General features: G+C 62.5%; 14 protein-coding genes. 11 read left to right on the top strand and 3 right to left on the bottom strand.

The window, feature by feature from the left end:
• Window positions 1-9: 9 nt before the first annotated feature.
• From C2L66_RS12680 to C2L66_RS12660, 5 genes are all read left to right on the top strand, one after another.
• Window positions 10-2,013, top strand: coding sequence for an amylo-alpha-1,6-glucosidase (locus C2L66_RS12680; protein WP_060599767.1), 2,004 nt, complete (start codon window positions 10-12; stop codon window positions 2,011-2,013).
• A gap of 34 nt (window positions 2,014-2,047) precedes the next feature.
• Complete coding sequence (locus C2L66_RS12675) at window positions 2,048-4,780, top strand: MGH1-like glycoside hydrolase domain-containing protein (RefSeq protein ID WP_060599769.1); 2,733 nt, start codon at window positions 2,048-2,050, stop codon at window positions 4,778-4,780.
• 105 nt (window positions 4,781-4,885) lie between these two features.
• Window positions 4,886-6,472 carry a glucose-6-phosphate dehydrogenase gene (gene zwf / locus C2L66_RS12670; RefSeq protein WP_060599771.1) on the top strand — a complete coding sequence of 529 codons (1,587 nt, stop codon included), beginning with the start codon at window positions 4,886-4,888 and terminating at the stop codon, window positions 6,470-6,472.
• Between the two features lie 33 nt (window positions 6,473-6,505).
• Window positions 6,506-7,315: an ROK family protein gene (locus C2L66_RS12665; protein ID WP_060599772.1), complete on the top strand. Its 810-nt coding sequence runs from the start codon at window positions 6,506-6,508 to the stop codon at window positions 7,313-7,315.
• A gap of 126 nt (window positions 7,316-7,441) precedes the next feature.
• The gene (locus C2L66_RS12660; protein WP_233444949.1) at window positions 7,442-7,966 is read left to right on the top strand and encodes a YbhB/YbcL family Raf kinase inhibitor-like protein; all 525 of its coding nucleotides are present in this window, start codon (window positions 7,442-7,444) and stop codon (window positions 7,964-7,966) included.
• Between the two features lie 15 nt (window positions 7,967-7,981).
• On the opposite strand, the gene C2L66_RS12655 is transcribed toward C2L66_RS12660, so the two are convergent.
• The gene (locus C2L66_RS12655; RefSeq protein ID WP_054928812.1) at window positions 7,982-8,977 is read right to left on the bottom strand and encodes an aldo/keto reductase; all 996 of its coding nucleotides are present in this window, start codon (window positions 8,975-8,977) and stop codon (window positions 7,982-7,984) included.
• A gap of 221 nt (window positions 8,978-9,198) precedes the next feature.
• On the opposite strand from C2L66_RS12655, the gene C2L66_RS12650 reads away from it, so the two are divergent.
• The 3 genes from C2L66_RS12650 (at window position 9,199) to C2L66_RS12640 (ending at window position 12,825) form a co-directional block, all read left to right on the top strand.
• On the top strand, window positions 9,199-9,795 hold the full coding sequence (locus C2L66_RS12650; RefSeq protein WP_060599776.1) for a lipocalin family protein: 597 nt from the start codon (window positions 9,199-9,201) through the stop codon (window positions 9,793-9,795).
• A 300-nt stretch (window positions 9,796-10,095) separates the two neighbouring features.
• Window positions 10,096-11,697 carry a hybrid sensor histidine kinase/response regulator gene (locus tag C2L66_RS12645; protein WP_054928810.1) on the top strand — a complete coding sequence of 534 codons (1,602 nt, stop codon included), beginning with the start codon at window positions 10,096-10,098 and terminating at the stop codon, window positions 11,695-11,697.
• A 168-nt stretch (window positions 11,698-11,865) separates the two neighbouring features.
• Window positions 11,866-12,825, top strand: a complete 960-nt coding sequence (locus tag C2L66_RS12640; protein ID WP_060599778.1) for a sensor domain-containing diguanylate cyclase — start codon at window positions 11,866-11,868, stop codon at window positions 12,823-12,825.
• A 55-nt stretch (window positions 12,826-12,880) separates the two neighbouring features.
• Here the strand turns inward: C2L66_RS12640 and C2L66_RS12635 are convergent, their stop codons facing one another.
• Both C2L66_RS12635 and C2L66_RS12630 read right to left on the bottom strand, forming a co-directional pair.
• Entirely contained in the window at window positions 12,881-13,864 is a 984-nt protein-coding gene (locus tag C2L66_RS12635; RefSeq protein WP_060599780.1) for a MerR family transcriptional regulator, read from the bottom strand.
• Between the two features lie 316 nt (window positions 13,865-14,180).
• Window positions 14,181-15,209, bottom strand: a complete 1,029-nt coding sequence (locus C2L66_RS12630; protein WP_060599783.1) for a LacI family DNA-binding transcriptional regulator — start codon at window positions 15,207-15,209, stop codon at window positions 14,181-14,183.
• Between the two features lie 227 nt (window positions 15,210-15,436).
• Here C2L66_RS12630 and C2L66_RS12625 point away from each other — a divergent pair, with 227 nt between their 5' ends.
• The 3 genes from C2L66_RS12625 to C2L66_RS12615 are packed head-to-tail and all read left to right on the top strand — an operon-like array spanning window position 15,437 to window position 19,918.
• On the top strand, window positions 15,437-16,588 hold the full coding sequence (locus tag C2L66_RS12625) for an ABC transporter ATP-binding protein (RefSeq protein WP_060599785.1): 1,152 nt from the start codon (window positions 15,437-15,439) through the stop codon (window positions 16,586-16,588).
• Between the two features lie 15 nt (window positions 16,589-16,603).
• On the top strand, window positions 16,604-18,607 hold the full coding sequence (locus C2L66_RS12620) for a beta-galactosidase (RefSeq protein WP_060602489.1): 2,004 nt from the start codon (window positions 16,604-16,606) through the stop codon (window positions 18,605-18,607).
• 45 nt (window positions 18,608-18,652) lie between these two features.
• The gene (locus tag C2L66_RS12615; protein ID WP_054928805.1) at window positions 18,653-19,918 is read left to right on the top strand and encodes an ABC transporter substrate-binding protein; all 1,266 of its coding nucleotides are present in this window, start codon (window positions 18,653-18,655) and stop codon (window positions 19,916-19,918) included.
• Window positions 19,919-19,997: the final 79 nt, after the last annotated feature.

Raw genomic sequence — 19,997 nt, 5'->3', positions numbered from 1 at the left:
GCCACTGCGATGACACGCGTCGAATCTCCTTTCGATATCGAACGTCTGGAAGACGAATGGCTCGAGGCCGACGGCTATGGCGGCTTTGCGTCGGGCACGGCGGGCACGCTGCGCACCCGGCGTTATCACGCGCTGCTGCTGACGGCGACGCGCGCGCCAGCGGGCCGCATCGTGCTCGTGAATGGGATCGAAGCGTGGGTCGAGACGAACGGCGCGCGCTATCCGCTGTCGATGCAGCGTTACGCGCCCGATATCGTCTATCCCGACATCGCTGCGAGTCTGATCCGGTTCGACACGACACCGTGGCCGACATGGCGCTTCCGCCTCGATGCGCGGACGTGTGTGATCGCGGAAACGTTCGTCGCGAAAGCAACTCGCGAAACGGTGCTGCGCTGGCGCGTGGCATTCGATGACGACGCTGGTGGCGATGACGCAATCAGGCTTCATGTTCGTCCGTTGCTGTCCGGGCGCGATTATCACGCGCTGCATCACGAGAACGGCGCCTTCGATTTTTCCGCTTCCGTCGACGGCGAACGTGTGACGTGGCAGCCGTATCACGATCTGCCTGCGATTCGCGTCGTCACGAACGGCGCGTATGAACACGCGCCCGACTGGTATCGTAACTTCTGCTATGTACGCGAACGCGAGCGCGGCCTCGATTTCACCGAAGACCTCGCGACGCCCGGCGTTTTCACGTTCGACCTTCGTTCGGATGCGGCCGTGATGATATTGAGCGCGGACGTGCCGAACCCATCGCAGCCTGTTGTGCAAGCCGCCGCGATTGAACTGGCGAACACGCTTGCCGGGACTGAAACGAACCGCCGCGCTGCTTTTGCTTCGCGCCTGCATCGTTCCGCCGATGCCTACGTTGTCGCGCGGTCGGCGGGACACACGATCGTCGCCGGGTTTCCGTGGTTTACCGATTGGGGCCGCGATACTTTCATCGCGATGCGCGGCCTGCTGATCGCCACGGGGCGACTCGCGGAAGCCGGGTCGATCCTGCTCGCATGGGCGGGGACGATTTCGCAAGGCATGTGTCCGAACCGTTTTCCCGATTACGGCGACGAGCCCGAATACAACTCGGTCGATGCGTCGCTCTGGTTTGCGATTGCCGTACACGACTATCTGGCGACAGGGCATGCGTCGGACGCGACGCGCGAGCGCCTGCATGAAGCCGTCGATACGATTCTGGCCGGCTACACACAAGGCACGCGCTACGGCATCCGTGCCGATGACGATGGCCTGCTGCGTGCAGGCGTGCCTGGCGTGCAACTCACGTGGATGGACGCGAAGGTCGGCGACTGGGTGGTGACCCCGCGCATCGGCAAGCCCGTCGAAGTGCAGGCGTTGTGGTTCAACGCATTGCGCATTGCCGCACAGTGGAATGCGCGCTGGAGCGATGCCGCCGGGCGTGTGGCGGCATCGTTTGTGCAGCGCTTTGTCGATTCGGAAACGGGCGCGCTGTTCGATAACGTCGACGTCGATCATGTGCACGGCACTGTAGACAGATCGATCCGGCCCAATCAGATTTTCGCGGCAGGCGGCTTGCCGTTCGCGCTGGTCGAAGGCGAAACGGCGCGGGCCGTCGTTGCGCAAGTGGAAGCGCATCTGCTGACGGCGCTGGGTTTGCGCACGTTGTCGCCGGAAGATCCCGGCTATCGCGGGCGCTATGCGGGCGCGCCGCTCGAACGTGACGGCGCGTATCACCAGGGGACCGTGTGGCCATGGCTGCTCGGGCCATTCGTCGAAGCCTGGCTGCGCGCGCAACGTCCCGATGACGCCGCCCGCAGCGCGGCCCGCGCGCGTTTTCTCGCGCCGCTCGACGCGCATCTGGATCGCGCGGGCCTCGATCACATTTCGGAAGTCGCGGACGGCGATGCGCCGCATGCGCCGGGCGGCACGCCGTTTCAGGCTTGGTCGCTGGGGGAGCGGTTGCGTATGGGCGTGTTGCTGGGCGAAAGCGTCCACGCCCACCTCCCCGACGCGAACACCCCAAACCGCGCTACGATGTGACTCCCACCGTCACCCGAGAGACGAGGACGCTGCCATGCCTCCGCTGCGCGCCGGAAACCTGCTTGCCACTGTCGAGGGAATACGTCTGCACTCCAGTGAATGCGCGCGATGGCAGCGCTGGGGCCCGTATCTGAGCGAGCGTCAGTGGGGCACGGTGCGCGAAGACTACAGCCCGAACGGCACCGCATGGGACTATTTCCCGCACGATCACGCCCGCAGCCGCGCCTACCGCTGGGGCGAGGACGGCATTGCGGGGTTCGGCGACGACACGTTGAACTGGTGTGTGTCGGTCGCCATGTGGAACCGCGCCGATCCCATTCTCAAGGAACGCCTGTTCGGCCTCACGAACCAGGAAGGCAATCACGGCGAGGACGTCAAGGAACTGTATTTCTATCTGGACGGCACGCCGACACATTCCTATATGCGGATGCTGTACAAGTATCCGCATGGCGCTTTTCCGTATCAGGATCTCGTCGAGGAGAACGGGCGGCGCGGTGCGGATCTGCCGGAATATGAAGTTCTCGATACGGGCATCTTCGACGACTCGCGCTATTTCGATGTGACCGTCGAATACGCAAAGAACTCGCCCGAAGACATCGTGATGCGCGTCACCGTCGAAAACCGCGCGGACGAATCCGCGTCACTCGATCTGCTGCCGCAAATCTGGGCGCGCAACAAATGGTCGTGGAAGGAGGCCGGCGAGCGCCCCAAGCTCACGAAGGAAACGGTGCACGGCGTCACGCGTCTGCTCGGTACGCATCCCGGACACGAGCCGATGGTGGTGACGGCATGGTCGCCCGATACGACTGTTTTCGAGTGGCTGTTCTGCGAGAACGATACGAACGTCCGCCGCCATTTCAACATGGAGGCGGAAGGTCCGTTCAAGGACGGCTTCAACAACTATCTCGTGCACGGCGACGCCGATGCGATACGTCGTGACGCAGGCACCAAAGCGGCCGCGCACGTGCCGCTGAATCTGCCGCCGCACGGGACGGCCGTCGTCTATCTGCGCTGGCGTCCCGAGTTCTGCGCCGATGAAACGCCGCTCGATGCCGAGCAACTGTTCGCGCAACGTATCGCCGAGGCCGATGCGTTTTATGCGGCGTTGCAGCATCATATAGAAAGCGCGGACGAGCGGCTCGTGCAGCGCCAGGCGCTAGCGGGCATGCTGTGGTCGAAGCAGTATTACCAGTTCGACGTCGAGCGCTGGATGGACGGCGACCCGTTGCAGCCGACGCCGCCCGCATCGCGCAAACAGGGACGCAATCGCGACTGGCGGCATTTGTGCAACGCGGACATCGTGTCGATGCCGGACAAATGGGAGTATCCGTGGTACGCGTCGTGGGACCTCGCGTTTCATGCCGCTGCATTCGCGCTGATCGATCCCGCGTTTGCGAAGCGTCAGTTGCTGCTGCTCGTGAAGGACCGCTACATGCACCCGAACGGGCAGATCCCCGCGTACGAATGGGCGTTCGGCGATGCGAACCCGCCCGTGCACGCATGGGCCGCGTGGCGTGTTTATGAAATCGATCGCGCGCTGACGGGCAAGGGCGACCGCGATTTTCTCGAACTGGTCTTCCACAAGCTGTTGCTGAACTTCGCGTGGTGGGTGAATCGCAAGGATGCCGACGGCCGCAATATCTTCCAGGGCGGCTTTCTCGGCCTCGACAACGTCGGCATTTTCGACCGCTCGTCGCCGTTGCCGACGGGCGGCCATATCGATCAGGCCGACGGCACCGCATGGATGGCCGCGTATGCGCTGGACCTGATGCGCATCGCGCTCGAACTCGCGTTTGCGAATCACGTGTTCGTCGATATTGGCGTGAAGTTCTTCGAGCACTTCCTGTATATCGCGCAGGCCGTGAGTTGCGAAGATAACTGCGATACGGGCCTGTGGGACAGTCAGGACGAATTCTTCTATGACAAGCTGCGCTTGCCCGACGGCTCCAATGTGCCGATGCGGGTGCGCTCGATCGTCGGGCTGATTCCGCTGATCGCCGTGCATGTGCTCGAAGAGCGTCTGCATGGCTCGCTGCCGGGCCTGCGCGACCGCCTTGTCTGGTTCCTGCGCAACAAGCCCGATCTCGCGCGGCTGGTGTCGCGCTGGAACGAGCCGGGGCGCGGCAACAGCTTGCTGCTTTCACTGTTGCGCGGGCATCGGATGAAAGCGCTGCTCAAGCGTGCGCTCGACGAAGCCGAGTTCCTGTCCGATCACGGCGTGCGCGCGCTGTCGCGTGTGCATCGCGATCAACCTTACGTCTTTCAGCACAACGGGCAGAGCTTCTGCGTGAAGTACTTGCCAGCCGAATCCGATTCGCGCGTGTTCGGTGGCAATTCGAACTGGCGCGGGCCGGTGTGGATGCCCGTCAACTATCTGCTGATTGAGTCGCTGTACGAATTTCATCGCTATTACGGCGACGATTTTCGCGTCGAGTACCCGACGGGCTCGGGCAACCAGCTTTCATTGTCCGAAATCGCCGACGCCCTTGCGCAACGTACGACGACGCTGTTCCTGAAGGACAAGAACAACGAGCGGCCTGTGATGGCTGCGTATCCGATGTTGCAGGCGGACCCGCGCTCGCAGGATCTCGTGCTGTTTCACGAATACTTTCACGGCGACAACGGACGCGGCGTGGGCGCGTCGCATCAGACGGGGTGGTCGGGTCTCGTCGCATTGCTGTTGCAGCCGCGCGAGCTTGCAAGCTCCGGTTTCTTGCCCGAAACGGGCGAGGCGCAGGACGCCGAAGTGGCCGCTTCCGTGAAATAGACCGCGCTGCCCGCCGCTCGTGCAGCAGTTCGATTGAACTGTGCGGCATGACGGCGGGTCTTTCAGATATTGCCACGCGTATGGCTCATTGATGGAAAGACTGCCATGTCCAATGACGCAAACGACGCATCATCCACTACCTCGTCAGCAAGCTGCAAGATCGGCGCAGGCCCGCATGCAGCCGCCGCGGGTCCCGCAGGCAAGCGGCCCGCGCCGCCGTGCACGCTGGTCATCTTCGGCGCGGGCGGCGATCTGACCAGGCGTTTGTTGACGCCGTCGCTGTACAACCTGACCGTCGATGGCCTGCTCGACGACGGCATGCGCATCATCGGGGTCAATCACGGCGAGCGCGAAACGAAAGCGTGGCTCGACGATCTCGGCCAGTCGCTGCAGCAGTTCGCTGCGGAAAAGGCGAGCGAAGCGCATTCCGGCAAGGTCGACGAGAAAGCCTGGAAATGGCTTTCATCGCGCATGGAGTACATGGCGGGCGAATTCGAAGCCGACGATGTGTTCGAAGCGCTCAAGCAGCGTATCGAGAAAACGCCGCACGGCAATGCGATCTTCTATCTCGCGGTGGGCGCGCGCTTTTTCAGGCCGATCGTCGAGCGTCTCGGCAAACATGGCTTGCTGAAAGAAGACGCGCAGCACAAGGGGAGCTTCCGGCGTCTCGTGATCGAAAAGCCGTTCGGCACGGACCTCGCGTCCGCACGCGATCTCAACGCTCACATTCTCGGTTACGCAGACGAATCGCAGGTTTATCGCATCGATCACTTTCTCGGCAAGGACACAGTGCAGAGCATCCTTGCCGTGCGCTTCGCGAATGCGATGTTCGAGCCTGTGTGGCGGCGCGAGTACATCGACAGCGTGCAGATCACGGCGGCGGAAACGCTCGGCGTCGAAGGGCGCGGCAAGTTCTACGAACAGACGGGCGCGTTCCGTGACATGCTGCCGAACCATCTGTTCCAGTTGCTTGCCATGGTCGCGCTGGAGCCGCCCAATTCGTTCCATGCCGAAGCCGTGCGCGACAAGAAAGCCGAACTCCTCGCCGCCATCGAGCCGCTAAAGCCCGACGACGTCGTATTCGGCCAGTACGAAAAGGGTGATGCGGGTATTGCGTATCGCGACGAACCCGACGTCGCGCGCGACAGCACGACGGAAACCTATGCGGCTGCGCGCGTGTTCATCGACAACTGGCGCTGGGCGGGCGTGCCGTTCTATCTGCGTACGGGCAAGCGCATGGCCGCACGCCGCACCGAGATTGCCGTGCAGTTGAAGCGCGTGCCGTTTCTGATGTTCCGCGACACACCCGTCGAAGCGTTGACGCCGAATGTATTCACGCTGCGCATCGATCCCGCGCATGGCACGCGCTTCGACTTCAACGTCAAGGTGCCCGGACCGGCGATGCAGATCGGCGCGGTGCGCTCCGCGTTCAACTACAACGACTTCTTCGACGAACGCGCGAACGTCGGCTACGAAACGCTGCTCTACGACTGCATGCTCGGCGACGAGACACTGTTCCAGCGCGCCGACAGCATCGAGTCGAGCTGGTGCGCCGTCGATCGCGTGCTGCATCCCGAAGGCGGCCCGCTGCCCGTGTATGGCTATCCGGCGGGCAGCAGCGGGCCGGCGCAAGCGGATGAACTGCTCGCGCGCGATGGCCGCGCGTGGCGTTCATTGCAAAGCAAAGAGTAGTCCTGTCACAACCACAAACGAAAGGGGGACGCTTTGGCCAAAGCTAAAGTACAGACGCGACCCAAGGCCACCAGCGACGGTGAGCGGATACTCGCCATCGATGTCGGCGGCACGGGCCTGAAGGCGGCCGTGATCGACGCGGACGGCGACATGAAAAGCGAACGCGTGCGCGTTGCGACACCGCATCCATGCACGCCCGCGCAACTCGTCGATACGCTGGTGACGCTCGTGCAGCCGCTCGTCGATGCGCAGCATCCAACCTTGATGTCGATCGGCTTTCCGGGCGTCGTGCGCGACAACCACGTGCTGACGGCCCCGAATATCGGCGACGCGAGCTGGCGTGGCTTCGCGCTCGCGGAACAACTGGCGGCGCGCTTGGGCGGCCTGCCTGTGCGTATGATCAACGACGCCGAGATGCAAGGCTTCGCGGCGATCGAAGGGCATGGCATCGAATTCGTGTTGACGCTCGGCACGGGCGCTGGCACCGCGCTCTTTCGCGACGGCGAGTTGATGCCGCATCTCGAACTCGCGCATCATCCCGTCAGCAAGGACCGCACGTATGACGAGTACATCGGCAATGCGGCGCGGGAGAAGGTGGGCAGCAAGCGCTGGAACCGGCGTGTGGAGAAGGTGATCGCCATCCTGACTTCGCTCGTCAACTACGACAAGCTGTGGATCGGCGGCGGCAATGCCGAGCGCCTGACGTTCGAGTTGCCGTCGAATGCGGCCGTCGTGTCGAACGCGGCGGGCATCGAAGGCGGTGCGCGGCTCTGGCATCCGAAGTCGGTGCGGGAAACGCGGCAGTTGCCGGAAGCGAACCAGAAGTCGGGCGTGTTCCGTTGAAAGAGCGGGCGGGGGAATAAACGGGCATGGCCGTTCGTTTCCTCCGATGCGGTCGTGAACGCGCGAGCGCATTCCCTTCGACGGAGCCGTTCAATGAAAACTATCTCCAACACCCGGCTCGCAGCCATGGCGCTAACGTTGGCGCTCTCTTCAGGCTTCACGCACGCCGTGGCGGCCGAGGCCTTCGAAGTGACGTCGCCGGGCACGCCCGACGGCGGTACGATCGATTCGAGCCACGCAGCCGGTGTGAACAATTGCGGCGGCCGCAACCAGTCGCCCGCTGTGCAATGGCGCAACGCGCCATCGGGCACGCGCAGCTTCGCGGTGACGCTCTTCGATCCCGACGGCGCCAAAGGCATTGGCATCATTCATTGGGTACTGTACGGGATACCCGCTTCGATGAACGCGATGCCGCATGGCGCGCCAGCGCCCGCAGGCAGCGTGAGCGGCATCAATCGCACGGGGCAGCCCGGTTACTACGGACCTTGTCCGCCCATCGGCGACGTGCCGCATCACTATGTGTTGCAGGTCTACGCGCTCGATCTCGCTCCCGATGCGCTGCCACCCAATCTCAATCACGACGCCTTTCTCGCAGCCGTCACGAATCACGTGCTGGCCGCGAGCAGCACCGTGCTGCGCTACGGACGCTAGCGCAGCATCGCACGCTCAGCGCGGTGCGTCGCCCCAGCGGTATTCGACGGTTGCCTCGTCGAGCTGCTTCTTGATCTCGGGGTCGAGCACGAGATCCACGGCGGCGAGCGAGTCGTTCAACTGTTCGACGCGGCTCGCGCCGATGATGGCCGACGTGATGGTAGGGTTCGCGAGGACCCATGCAATCGCCGTCTTCGTCATCGGTTCGCCGGTTTTCGCGTTGATCTCGCGCAGGGCTTCGATGGTCTTGAATTCACGCTCGTGCCAGTAGCGCTCCGAGTACATCTCGCCTGCTTTGCCGACCGTCGCCGTGAAGCGCCCTTCCGTGGGCTTCGCGTCGTGTCGATGCTTGCCCGTCAGCAGGCCGCCCGCGAGCGGGTTGTACGGAATCACGGCGAGGCCTTCTTCGTCGGCGAGCGGCAGCAGTTCGCGTTCGATCTGCCGGAACAGCAGGTTGTAGCGCGGCTGTACCGACACGAAGCGCGCAGTGCGCAATACGTCGGAGCGTCCGAGCATGCGCGCGAGCCGGTACGCCAGATAGTTCGACACGCCGATATAGCGCGCCTTGCCCGAGCGCACGATCACATCGAGCGCTTCGAGTGTTTCGTCGAGCGGGGTGTCGCGGTCGTCGGAATGCAACTGGTACAGATCGACGTAATCGGTGTTCAGGCGGCGCAGCGAATCGTCGATGGCGTCGAGCAGATGCTTGCGCGATGCACCCTGATTCCATGCATGCGGACCGACCTTGCCGACCGCTTTGGTCGCCAGAATGAAGCGGTCGCGCTTGCCCTTGAGCCAGCGCCCGATGATTTCCTCGGTGCGTCCCGCAAGATTTTCGCCGCCGCCTAGCGGGTAGACATCGGCCGTATCGATGAAATTCACACCGGCGTCCGTCGCCTTGTCGAGAATGCCACGCGATACGTCTTCTTCGGTTTGCAAGCCGAAAGTCATCGTACCGAGACACAAACGCGAGACAGTAAGACCGGTATGGCCGAATTTGCGGTATTGCATGATCGACTCCGCGAGAAGGAAACTATAAGAGGTTGAGTGCAGCAGAATGGAAATGCAGAAGAGAGAGCATAGCGGCTATTGCGAATCTGCGTTGTTGCGTTGCCTTCAGGCATTCAATGCGCTGACACCCTGCTGCGCTTTGCTGGAAAACTTTTCAGACGCGTAAGGTCTAAACGGCTTTGTCGCCGGGTCGGAGCTTCATATCCGGGAGGTTGATACCGATGAGTGTCGAACAGAACATCAGCCAGGAGATCGGGCACAACGGTTCTCATGCGCGCGCCGTCATCGCTGGCGCTGTGGTCGTCGCGGTGGGTGTGCTGGTGGCGTGCGCGCTCGTCATCAGAAGGAAAAAAGGCGTCGCGCGCGTGCCCGAGCCGGCAAAGAGCGTCGACGTGGACCGCTATACGGGGCGCTGGTACGAGTTCGCGCGCTATGACAATCGTTTCGAGCGAGGCCGCGATTTCGTCACGGCGGACTACGCGAAGCGCGACGACGGCTTGATCAGCGTGATCAACACGGGCCGCGAGGGCGGTGCCGATGGACCGCGGCGCGTCGCGCGGGGCAAGGCGCGCGTGGTGCCTGATTCGGACAACGCCAAGCTGAAAGTGTCGTTCTTCGGGCCGTTCTATGTCGGCGACTACTGGGTGCTCGATCACGCCGACGACTATAGCTGGTCGATCGTCGGCGAACCGGGCGGCACCTATCTGTGGATACTCACGCGTGAAGCGAAGCCCGCTGTCGAACTGCAACGCGCGCTGCTGGAACGCGTTCGCGCCATGGGCTATGACCTGTCGATGCTGCGCCGGACGCAGCAGTAAAGATTGTTTGAAAATTTTTCTAGTGGCCTTTCCTTTTGCGAAATCCCGCATTGCTGATTCGACATTTCGATTGATGTATAACGCGTTTGCGCGGTAACTCTTCCCTTCTGTGCGTGAACTTTCATGAAATTACTGCCGGATTCTGGTGTCGGCATGAATTTCGCATTAATGGACGCAATGTAATTCCGCATTGCGTTGCTGTGCGCAGAGCAATGCGGTTTCTCAAACCGGAGTGTGACTGCCCACGTAAAGAGTCGAGCGAAACAACCGTGGCTGTCGCGCCTAATTGCGTCAAATGCCATGGATACCAACCGTACACTCACCACCATTCGAAGCGGCGCGCACCAGATCAGCGACCATCGGGACGACATCTTCTTCGCCGCCGTATCGACGACACGCATGCCGATGGTCGTCACCGATCCGAACCTGCCCGACAATCCCGTGATCTTCGCGAACCATGCGTTCCTGCGCATGACAGGCTATGAGCTGACGGAAATCATCGGCACCAACTGCCGCTTTCTGCAGGGACCGGAGACGGATCGCGCCACCATCGACGAGGTGCGGGATGCCGTCACGGATCGCCGCGAGTTTGCGACGGAGGTGCTCAACTATCGCAAGGACGGCTCGACGTTCTGGAACGCACTGTTCATTTCGCCCGTTTTTAACGAGCAGGGCGAGCTGGTGTATTTCTTCGGCTCGCAGCTGGACGTGAGCCGACGCCGCGACGCAGAGGACGCCCTGCACCAGGCGCAGAAGATGGAGGCGCTCGGGCAACTGACGGGCGGCATTGCGCACGATTTCAACAATCTGCTGCAGGTGATGGCGGGTTATGTGGATGTGCTGCAAATGGGCATTGAAGGCAATGCGCACGGCCCGGCGATGGAGCAAAGCCTCGATCGCATACGCGGCGCCGTCGCCAAGGCCACGACGCTGACCCAGCAGCTGCTCGCGTTCGCGCGCAAGCAGAAGCTCGTGGGGCGCCCAGTCAATCTGAATACGCTGGCGGACAGCATGGTCGAGCTCGCGCGTCGCACGCTTGGCGAGAACGTTTCGCTGAAGACCGAATATGAGGACGGACTCGGTAATTGCCGTGTCGATCCGACCCAGCTCGAAGTCGCCTTGCTCAACGTATTGCTCAATGCGCGGGACGCATTGGCCAGCCGGCGCGACGGCGTCGTGACGGTGCGCACGGAGACAGTCGAGCTGGAGCATCAGGCGATGGTCGGATTCGCCGACCTGCGCACCGGCCGCTATGTGAGCATTGCGATCTCCGACAACGGTTGCGGCATCCCGCCTGAAATTCTCGACAGGGTGATGGACCCGTTTTTCACGACCAAGGACGAAGGCAAGGGCACGGGTCTCGGGTTGTCGATGGTATATGGCTTCGCAAAGCAGTCGGGCGGCGCAGTGAACCTGTATTCGGAACCGGGCGTCGGCACCACGTTGCGGCTTTATTTCCCGGCTGTGGAAGGCAATGTGCAGCGTCGGCCGTCCGCGCCGAAGGCGATCGAGAAAGCGGGCAACGAAATGATCCTGATCGTTGACGACCGCGTCGAAGTGGCGGAAGTCGCACAGGCGATGCTCGAACAGATCGGCTATCGCACGCGCGTCGTGCTGAACACCAAAGAGGCGATGGAGATTTTGCAGGACGGCACGACGGTCGACCTGCTGTTCACCGACCTCATCATGCCGGGCAACATGAACGGCGTGATGCTTGCGCGCGAGGCGCGGCGCCTGCAACCGAAGATCAAGGTGCTGCTGACGACCGGCTATGCCGATGCCTCGCTCGAGCGAACCGATGCGAACGGTAGCGAGTTCGACATGATCCATAAGCCCTATCGGCGGGCGGAACTGGCGCGTAAGGTACGTATTGTGTTGAACGGGCCGACAGGTGTCGGTTAGCATTCAGCCAGGGCAATTACGCATGCATTTGAGTCAGCAGGACAGGGCGGTAATTCTTTTCATTTACCACAGGCTGCGGATAGAATTTGTACCCGCTTCCGTTCAACCTGCGGCGGATCGCGCGGCGCTAAACGAGTAGCGCGCGTTCCCGTTTAATCCGGATCTCGAATGCTGCGACCATCAATGCCACATAACGAAAGCGAACGCCTGGAAACATTGCGTTCACTTCACATACTCGATACTCCGCCGGAAGAACGGTTCGACCGTCTCACGCGACTCGCGAGACGCCTGTTCGGCGTGCCCATCGCGGCCGTCACCCTGGTCGATAGCCATCGTCAGTGGTTCAAGTCGCATCCCGGCATCGATGCTTCGGAGACGCCGCGCGACGTATCGTTCTGCAGCCATGCAATTCTCGACGACGAACTGTTCCTCGTGAACGATGCGTTGCTCGATGTGCGCTTCGCCGACAATCCGCTCGTCACGGGCGATCCGAATATCCGCTTCTACGCGGGCTATCCGCTCACCGTCGACAACGGCAGCCGGCTCGGCACGCTATGTCTGATCGACGTGAAGCCGCGCGCACTGGACGACGAAGAGCGCGTGCTGTTGCGCGATCTGGCGCGCATGGCCGAGCAGGAAATCTCCGCTGTGCAGCTGGCGACCACGGACGAACTGACCGGCCTGTCGAACCGTCGCGGCTTCGAGGCGCTCGCGCAGCATGCAATCAGATTATGCAAACGTGCGCAAAAGCCCGCGTCGCTGCTGTTCTTCGACCTGAACGGCTTCAAGAATATCAACGACGTATACGGCCACGCCGAAGGCGACCGCGCGTTGATTGCATTTGCAACGGTATTGCAAACTGCATTGCGCGACAGCGACGTGATCGGCCGGTTGGGCGGCGACGAGTTCGTTGTGCTGCTGAGCGACTCGGACGAAGAAGGGACGGCGCAGACCATCGCGCGTCTCAGGCATCAGCTGGATGTCCACAACCAGTCCGCGCAAGCGCCTTATCAATTGCACTGCAGCGTGGGCACGGCGACGTATGCGCCCGACAGCTCGCAGAGTATCGACGACCTGCTCGCGCAAGCCGACGGCGCGATGTATGCGAACAAGCGCTCGCAACGCTGAAGTCTGGACGGCTGCGCAAACGTTTAGCGTAGCCGCTTTCGCTGCATGCGGGCTATCAACGATTTTCCAGCACCCAACGTTCCTCGCGTTCGAGGCGCAGCAGCGCATGCTCGAACATTGCGCGCGCGCGGCCCGAAATGTTCGCGAGATACACATGTAGCAGCGCATCGGCGGGCGTGCGCGAAGCGCAGCTGACGCTGTACTGCTCGAACGCGCTCAACTGCATGATGATGCTCGCGAGATGCTTCGGGCACTCGCACGCGATGGTGGTCGACGCGTGCGCCATCGCCATCAGGGTTTCATCGGAGTAGTGCCGCTGCGGCGCGGGCTCGCGCATGTCGGGCTGAGTGGCCGCCAGTCCCGTCTTGCGCCGGATGTCGCTTATCATCTGCGCGATCGACGCCTGATCGAGCGGCTCGCGGATCGTGCGTACGCCGACCCGCTCCAGCAGATTGATCGTGTTGGCGGCAGCGAACGAGTACACCACGACGATATTTTCCGCGTGAGTCGACGCGCTCAACGCCAGCACGCGCTCGACGTCGTCCGCGTGCAGCGACGGCAGATGGATGATCAGCACGTCGGCCGGCTGGTTCATGCGCTCGGTGAACGCGGCCGTCATGTTCTCGAAGACTTTCGGCTCGTTCGCGAGCTCGGCCTGCAATGCGTGCAGGTGCTGGCGGATGGTCTGCGCGAGCGCCGTGCCGACAATGCGCAGCCGCAAGCCCGGCCGTCCTTCCGCGAGCGGCGTCACCGGCGTCTTGTCGACATGCATGAAGGCGAGCCGTTCGAGTTCGCCTGTCTGCAAGGTCGCGATCGAGCCGATCGAATAGCCGCGATCGACGAGCCCCTTGATCATCGCGACGCGCCGCACATCGGTTTCGCTGTACAGGCGATGCCCGGATTGCGTGGTGGGCGGCGCCACGACGCCGTATCGGCGCTCCCAGATACGCAGCGTGCCGACAGGGAGATTCGCCATGCGAGCGACGGCCCCGATGCGATAACGCGGCACGACTTCTGGATCATCCACTGTGTTGTTCATGAATCGAAAACCCTTGGGGAAGTCGATTCGAGTCTAACAAGCGCGACGATGATTTGAGGCGGATTTTTTTATTCAACGATGGCGCAAGGCCGCATAAACAAACGCTCTCCGCAGATGCAAGCCTTTGACACGCAAGCCTTCGCGGGTTCTTGTCTTCGTTCTGTCCCGCTCCTGCGGCACGCGGCACGATCCGTCGCTTGTATTGATTTTGACCAGGATCGAACGGGACGAGACCTGTCATGCCTGATCGTGTGAAATATGAGGAAAGCCTCGGCCTCGGCCTTGGCCCCAGCTTCGGCTTCGGTGACGCTATGGATCAGCGTTCGCGCGTGGAACCGCGCACGATCAGTTGCGGCGCGGACGTCACGCACATGCGCGGCGCTTTCTGGTGCACGCCATGCTTGCCGGCGGGCCGCTCGATCAGCTCGCGCAGCAGCGACACAGCGAGCTCGGCGGCTTCGACGGTCGGCACGGCAACGGTGGTGAGCGGTGGACGCGATTGCTGTGCAAGCTGGATGTCGGTGATGCCGACCACGGACAGATCGCGCGGCACGTCGCGGCCGAGATCGGCCGCCGCGTGGATCGTGCCGAGCGCGGGCAGGTCGTTGGTCGCGAAGATGGCCGTCAGTTTCTCGTCGCGCTCCAGCAGATCGCGCGCTGCGGCATAGCCGCCTTGCGTCGTGTCGGGTGCGTAACGCACGTTTTTCGCGGGCACTTTGAGCCCTGCCTCGCGCATCGCGTCCACGAAACCTTCATAGCGCGATGCGTGAATACCCGAAGGCTTGCTGCCGACAACCGCACCGATGCGCGTGTGCCCCAGCTCGATCAGATGCTTTGCGGCAAGCTGGCCCGCAAGACGGAAATCGACGGCGACGCACGGCAAGCCGGGTGGATCGTCGGGACGTTCCCACATGCACAGCACCACGGGTGCGCCGCGCGCTTCCGTTTTGCGCAGATCGTCGAAGTCGAGGTTGGCGTTCATCACCAGCACGCCTTCGGATAGCGTGCCCGCAATCTGCTCCAGATACGCGCGGCCCGCGTGCGGATCTTCATTGGTGTTGCAGATGATGACGAAGTGGCCGCTGGTGCGCGCCGCGCGCTCGACGGCCAGCGCGAACTCCGGGTAGAACGGGTTCGCGATGCTCGACACCATCAACGCGATGGTTGGCGCGCGGCCTTCGGCGAGCGCGCGCGCCGCAAGATGCGGACGGTAGTTGAGCGCTTCGACGGCTTCGAGCACGCGCTGACGCGTCTGCTCGCCGACGCGCCCGCGATTGCGCAGCACGTTCGAAACGGTGGCCGACGTGACGCCGGCACGTCGCGCGACTTCACTCAAAGTGGACATGTTTCGCAACACTTATTCAATATGTGGGACTCGCGTTCATCATTTGCATTGGCCGCGAAGGCGGGGCACCATGCGCAAAACGACAGAACGAATTATCGGAGACAGCCTTACACGGCCAACAAACGGCCTTCAGAAGGGCCAGCGATCGCGATGCGGTCGTTTTTTCGGCCATTCAGATTAAGCGCTTAATCTCCGCTTCGGGCTGATTAAATCACGGAGTCGAAGCGATGGCGAGCATTTCGTTGAAGGGCGTGCAGAAAGCGTATGGAGACAACGCGCCCGTGATCCGCAACGTCGATCTGGAGATCGGCGAAAACGAGTTTTGTGTGTTCCTCGGTCCGTCGGGCTGCGGCAAGTCCACGCTGCTGCGCATGATCGCGGGTCTCGAAGACGTGACGGACGGCGACCTGTCGATCGGCGGGCGCATCGTCAACGACGTGCCTGCTGCCGAGCGCGGCGTCGCGATGGTGTTCCAGAGCTATGCGCTGTTTCCGCATATGAGCGTGTACGAGAACATGGCCTTTGGGCTGAAGCTCGCGAAGAAGCCGAAAGCGGAAATCGACAGCAAGGTGAAGGAGGCGGCGCGCATCCTGCAACTCGAAGCGCTGCTCGAGCGCAAGCCGCGCGCATTGTCGGGCGGGCAGCGCCAGCGCGTTGCCATTGGCCGCGCGATCGTGCGCGAGCCGGGCGTGTTTCTGTTCGACGAGCCCTTGTCCAATCTCGACGCGACGTTGCGCGGTCAGACGCGAATCGAAATCGCGCGTCTGCACAAGCAGTTCGCCACCGCGAGCGTCGTCTACGTGACGCACGATCAGACCGAAGCGATGACGCTCGCTGACAAGATCGTGCTGCTGCACGCGGGCAAGGACACCGAGCGCTACGGCAGCATCGCGCAGATCGGCGCGCCGCTGACGTTGTATCACCGGCCCAATAGCCGCTTCGTCGCAGGCTTCATCGGCTCGCCGCGCATGAACTTCCTGCCCGGCAGAGTCACGGCGATCGACGCGCAAGGCGTCGACGTCACGCTCGATGACACGAATGAAACCATGCGGGTCGAGGTCGACGGCAGCACCTTGCAAGGCGGACAGCCGGTGACCTTCGGCGTGCGTCCGGAACATCTCGAACTCGTCACGGACGATGCATCACGACGTGATGCAACGCTCGCACGCACCATTTCGCTGATCGAGCATCTCGGCGAGCACAGCTACGTGCATCTGGAGCAGCGAGGCGGCGGAGTGCTGATCGCAAAGGTGCCGGGCAATGCCCGCGTCGAGCAGGGCGAACGCGTGACATTCGCCGCGCCCGCCCGTGCCTGCCATCTTTTCACCGAGGACGGATTCGCCGTGAAGGCGCTCAACTCCGTCGAACACTACGCATAAATAAGGGACATGCGCATGCGCCTTGGAGTCTGTTACTACCCGGAGCACTGGCCGGAATCGATGTGGAAAGACGACGCGCGCCGTATGAAGGCGCTCGGCATCGAGCAGGTGCGAATCGCGGAATTTGCATGGAGCCGTATCGAGCCGTCGCCGGGCGAATACGATTGGGGCTGGCTCGATCGCGCGGTCGACGTGCTGGGTGACGCGGGTTTGCAAGTCGTCATGTGCACGCCGACGGCGACGCCGCCGAAGTGGCTGATCGACCGTCATCCCGACATTCTGCCCGTGGGCGCGGATGGACGTCCGCGTGCATTCGGCTCGCGCCGTCATTACGATTTCTCGTCACCGTCGTATTTCGACGCGTCGCGCAAGATTTGCGAGGCAGTCGCGCAGCGTTACGGCAAGCATCCCGCCGTCGCTTACTGGCAGACGGACAATGAATTCGGCTGCCACAACACGGTGGTCAGCTATTCGCCCGCAGCCGTCGCGCGCTTTCGTGCGTGGCTCAAGGAGCGTTACCAGAACATCGACGCTTTGAACCGCGCGTGGGGCACCGTGTTCTGGAGCATGGAGTACCGCAGCTTCGACGAAATCGACGCGCCCGTTGCGACCGTCACGGAAGCGCATCCGTCGCACAGGCTCGATTACCGGCGTTTCGCCTCCGATGAAGTCGCGCGTTATAACCGCATGCAGGTCGAGATCATTCGCGCGCATTCGCCGGGGCGTCCCGTTGCGCACAACTTCATGCAGCTGTTCACCGAGTTCGATCACTACAAGGTCGCGCGCGATCTCGATGTGGCCACGTGGGACAGCTATCCGCTCGGCGCGCTCGAAGAGCAGTGGTACGCGCCGGAGATCAAGGCGAAGTTCCTGCGCACCGGGCATCCCGACTTTGCTTCGTTCAACCACGACGTGTATCGCGGCATGTCGAAGCTGCCGTTCTGGGTGATGGAGCAGCAGCCGGGACCCGTGAACTGGGCGCACTGGAATCCTGCGCCGCTGCCGGGCATGGTGCGTCTGTGGAGTTGGGAAGCGTTCGCGCACGGCGCGGGCTGTGTGTCGTACTTCAGATGGCGTCAGGCGCCGTTTGCACAGGAACAGATGCATGCAGGGCTGAACACGCCCGACAATCGCCTCGACATTGGCGGCAGCGAAGCGGAGCAGGTCGCGCACGAAATCGCCAGGGTTTCGGCCGCCGATGCCGATGCGAACGCGAATGTGCGCAGCAAGATTGCGCTGATCTACGACTACGAAGCCAAATGGCTCTTTGAAATTCATCCGCAAGGCGCGGATTTCCATTACCCGCGCTTCGCGTTCGAGTACTACTCGGCGCTGCGCTCGCTCGGCTTCGACGTCGACGTGATTGCCGCGGATGCGCCGCTCGACGGCTACGCGATGATCGTGGTGCCGCCGTTGCCCGTCGTGCCGGGCGACTTCGCGGTGCGGCTCGCGGCCTCGGGCGCGCAGATCGTGCTCGGTCCGCGCACGGGCTCGAAGACGCCTGATCTGCAGATTCCGGCGAACCTGCCGCCGGGCGCGCTCGCATCGCTGCTCCCCATTCGCGTGTGGCGCGTCGAATCGATGCGGCCGAACGTGACGGAGGCGGTGCACATCAACGGCGCGGGCGATGGTCTGCGCGAAGGCCAGGCGCGCCACTGGCGCGATCTGATCGATGCCGCAGACGAACGCAGCTTCGGCGTGCGCGCGCGATTTGCCGACGGACATCCTGCGTACGTGCAGCACGGCTCGGTTCATTACTTCGCGAGCCTGTTCGACGACCGTCTGACGGAATCGCTGTTCGCGCGCATCGCGACTGAGGCGGGTCTCACGCCGACGCCGTTGGGCGACAGTGTGCGTATCAGCCGGCGCGGCAAGCTCACGTATGTCTTCAACTATACGAATGGGCGGCACGTGATCGAAGGCGTCGATGCGTCGCGCTTCGTGATCGGCGCGCATGAAGTCGAGCCGCAAGGCGTCGCGGCTTATCGCACGGAAGACACGGAAGAATTGGCAACGTAGCAGTGATCCCAGCAGGTAAGAACCAGGACACAAGGAGACAGGAAGATGACAGCAGGAAAATTCAACGCGCGCACCGCAATTGCAGCGGCAGCGCTCGCAGTCGCCGCAGCCGTTGCCCCGTTCGCGGCGACGACGGCAGAAGCGGGCACGATGACGATCAACATCGCGTTCAAAGGCGCAAGCCAGCGCGCGGTATGGCAATCGGTGATCGACGACTTCAAGAAGGCGCATCCCGACATCGACGTGAAAGCGTCGTTCGTCGATGAGGAAGCGTACAAGGTGCAGTTGCCGGGCTGGCTGTCGACGGTCGCGCCCGATGTCGTCAACTGGCACAACGGCGAGCGCATGGCGTACTACGCGCGGCGCGGCCTGTTCGAAGACCTGAGCGGCGACTGGAAGAAGAACGGCTGGGACAACATGTATGCATCGACGAAGGAATCGTCGACATACAACGGCAAGCAGTATGCGGCGCCGACCGTGTACTACTCGTGGGGCCTGTTCTATCGCAAGGATCTGTTCCAGAAGGCTGGCATCGCGTCCGAGCCGAAGACGTGGGACCAGTTGATGGACGCGTGCAAGAAGCTGAAGGCGGCGGGCATCACGCCGTTCGCCGTGGGCGGGCGCGACGCCTGGACGCTGGCGGGCTGGTTCGATTATCTCGACCTGCGCATCAACGGCAACGCGTTCCACCAGAAGCTGATGGCGGGCGAAGTGCCGTACACCGATCCGCGCGTGAAGAAGGTGTACACGACGTGGAAGCAGTTGCTCGACGACAAGGATTTCATCGACAACTCGCTGTCGTACGATCTGGACGCGGCGCAACCGTTCCTGTTCCAGGGCAAGGCGGCGATGATGCTGATGGGCACGTTCATCACGGGAGGTTTCCCGCCGAACGTGAAGCCGAACATGAGCTACTTCCAGTTCCCGATCATCGACTCGAACGTGCCGACGGCGGAAGATGGTCCTGTCGAATCGCTGCATATTCCGGCCAAGGCGAAGAACAAGGCCGACGCGCACACGTTCCTTGCGTTCGTCGAGACGCCGGAGCAGGGCGCGAAACTCGCGACGGGTCTTGGTTCGCTGTCGGCGAACAGCAAGTCGCCTGAACCGGAAGATCCCATCTCGAAGATCGGCTTCCAGATTCTGTCGAACACGAAGGGCGGCATTGCGCAGTTCTACGATCGCGACATGACGAAGGAAATGGCCGACGAAGGGATGAAGGGCATGCAGCAATTCATCGCCGATCCGACGAAGATCGATGCGATCCTTGCGCAGCTCGAGCAGACGCGCAAGCGCATCTACAAGAAGTAAAGATGTGAAGCAGTGGCGCCGGGCGTGCATTCAATGCGAGCCCGGCGCGAAGCAGCAATTTCGTTGCATGGAGAATCGT

The organism is Paraburkholderia caribensis (genome assembly GCF_002902945.1).
Classification (GTDB): domain Bacteria; phylum Pseudomonadota; class Gammaproteobacteria; order Burkholderiales; family Burkholderiaceae; genus Paraburkholderia; species Paraburkholderia caribensis.
The sequence above is the reverse complement of the archived record's forward strand: the minus strand, read 5'-3'. Positions and strand labels throughout refer to the sequence as shown.

Coding starts and splice junctions, on each gene's coding strand:
- C2L66_RS12640 (WP_060599778.1), top strand. CDS start 11,866: ATGCTGCGACCATCAATGCCACATAACGAAAGCGAACGCCTGGAAACA.
- C2L66_RS12630 (WP_060599783.1), bottom strand. CDS start 15,209: ATGTCCACTTTGAGTGAAGTCGCGCGACGTGCCGGCGTCACGTCGGCC.
- C2L66_RS12650 (WP_060599776.1), top strand. CDS start 9,199: ATGAGTGTCGAACAGAACATCAGCCAGGAGATCGGGCACAACGGTTCT.
- C2L66_RS12680 (WP_060599767.1), top strand. CDS start 10: ATGACACGCGTCGAATCTCCTTTCGATATCGAACGTCTGGAAGACGAA.
- C2L66_RS12615 (WP_054928805.1), top strand. CDS start 18,653: ATGACAGCAGGAAAATTCAACGCGCGCACCGCAATTGCAGCGGCAGCG.
- C2L66_RS12620 (WP_060602489.1), top strand. CDS start 16,604: ATGCGCCTTGGAGTCTGTTACTACCCGGAGCACTGGCCGGAATCGATG.
- C2L66_RS12635 (WP_060599780.1), bottom strand. CDS start 13,864: ATGAACAACACAGTGGATGATCCAGAAGTCGTGCCGCGTTATCGCATC.
- C2L66_RS12660 (WP_233444949.1), top strand. CDS start 7,442: ATGGCGCTAACGTTGGCGCTCTCTTCAGGCTTCACGCACGCCGTGGCG.
- C2L66_RS12645 (WP_054928810.1), top strand. CDS start 10,096: ATGGATACCAACCGTACACTCACCACCATTCGAAGCGGCGCGCACCAG.
- C2L66_RS12655 (WP_054928812.1), bottom strand. CDS start 8,977: ATGCAATACCGCAAATTCGGCCATACCGGTCTTACTGTCTCGCGTTTG.
- zwf (WP_060599771.1), top strand. CDS start 4,886: ATGTCCAATGACGCAAACGACGCATCATCCACTACCTCGTCAGCAAGC.
- C2L66_RS12625 (WP_060599785.1), top strand. CDS start 15,437: ATGGCGAGCATTTCGTTGAAGGGCGTGCAGAAAGCGTATGGAGACAAC.
- C2L66_RS12675 (WP_060599769.1), top strand. CDS start 2,048: ATGCCTCCGCTGCGCGCCGGAAACCTGCTTGCCACTGTCGAGGGAATA.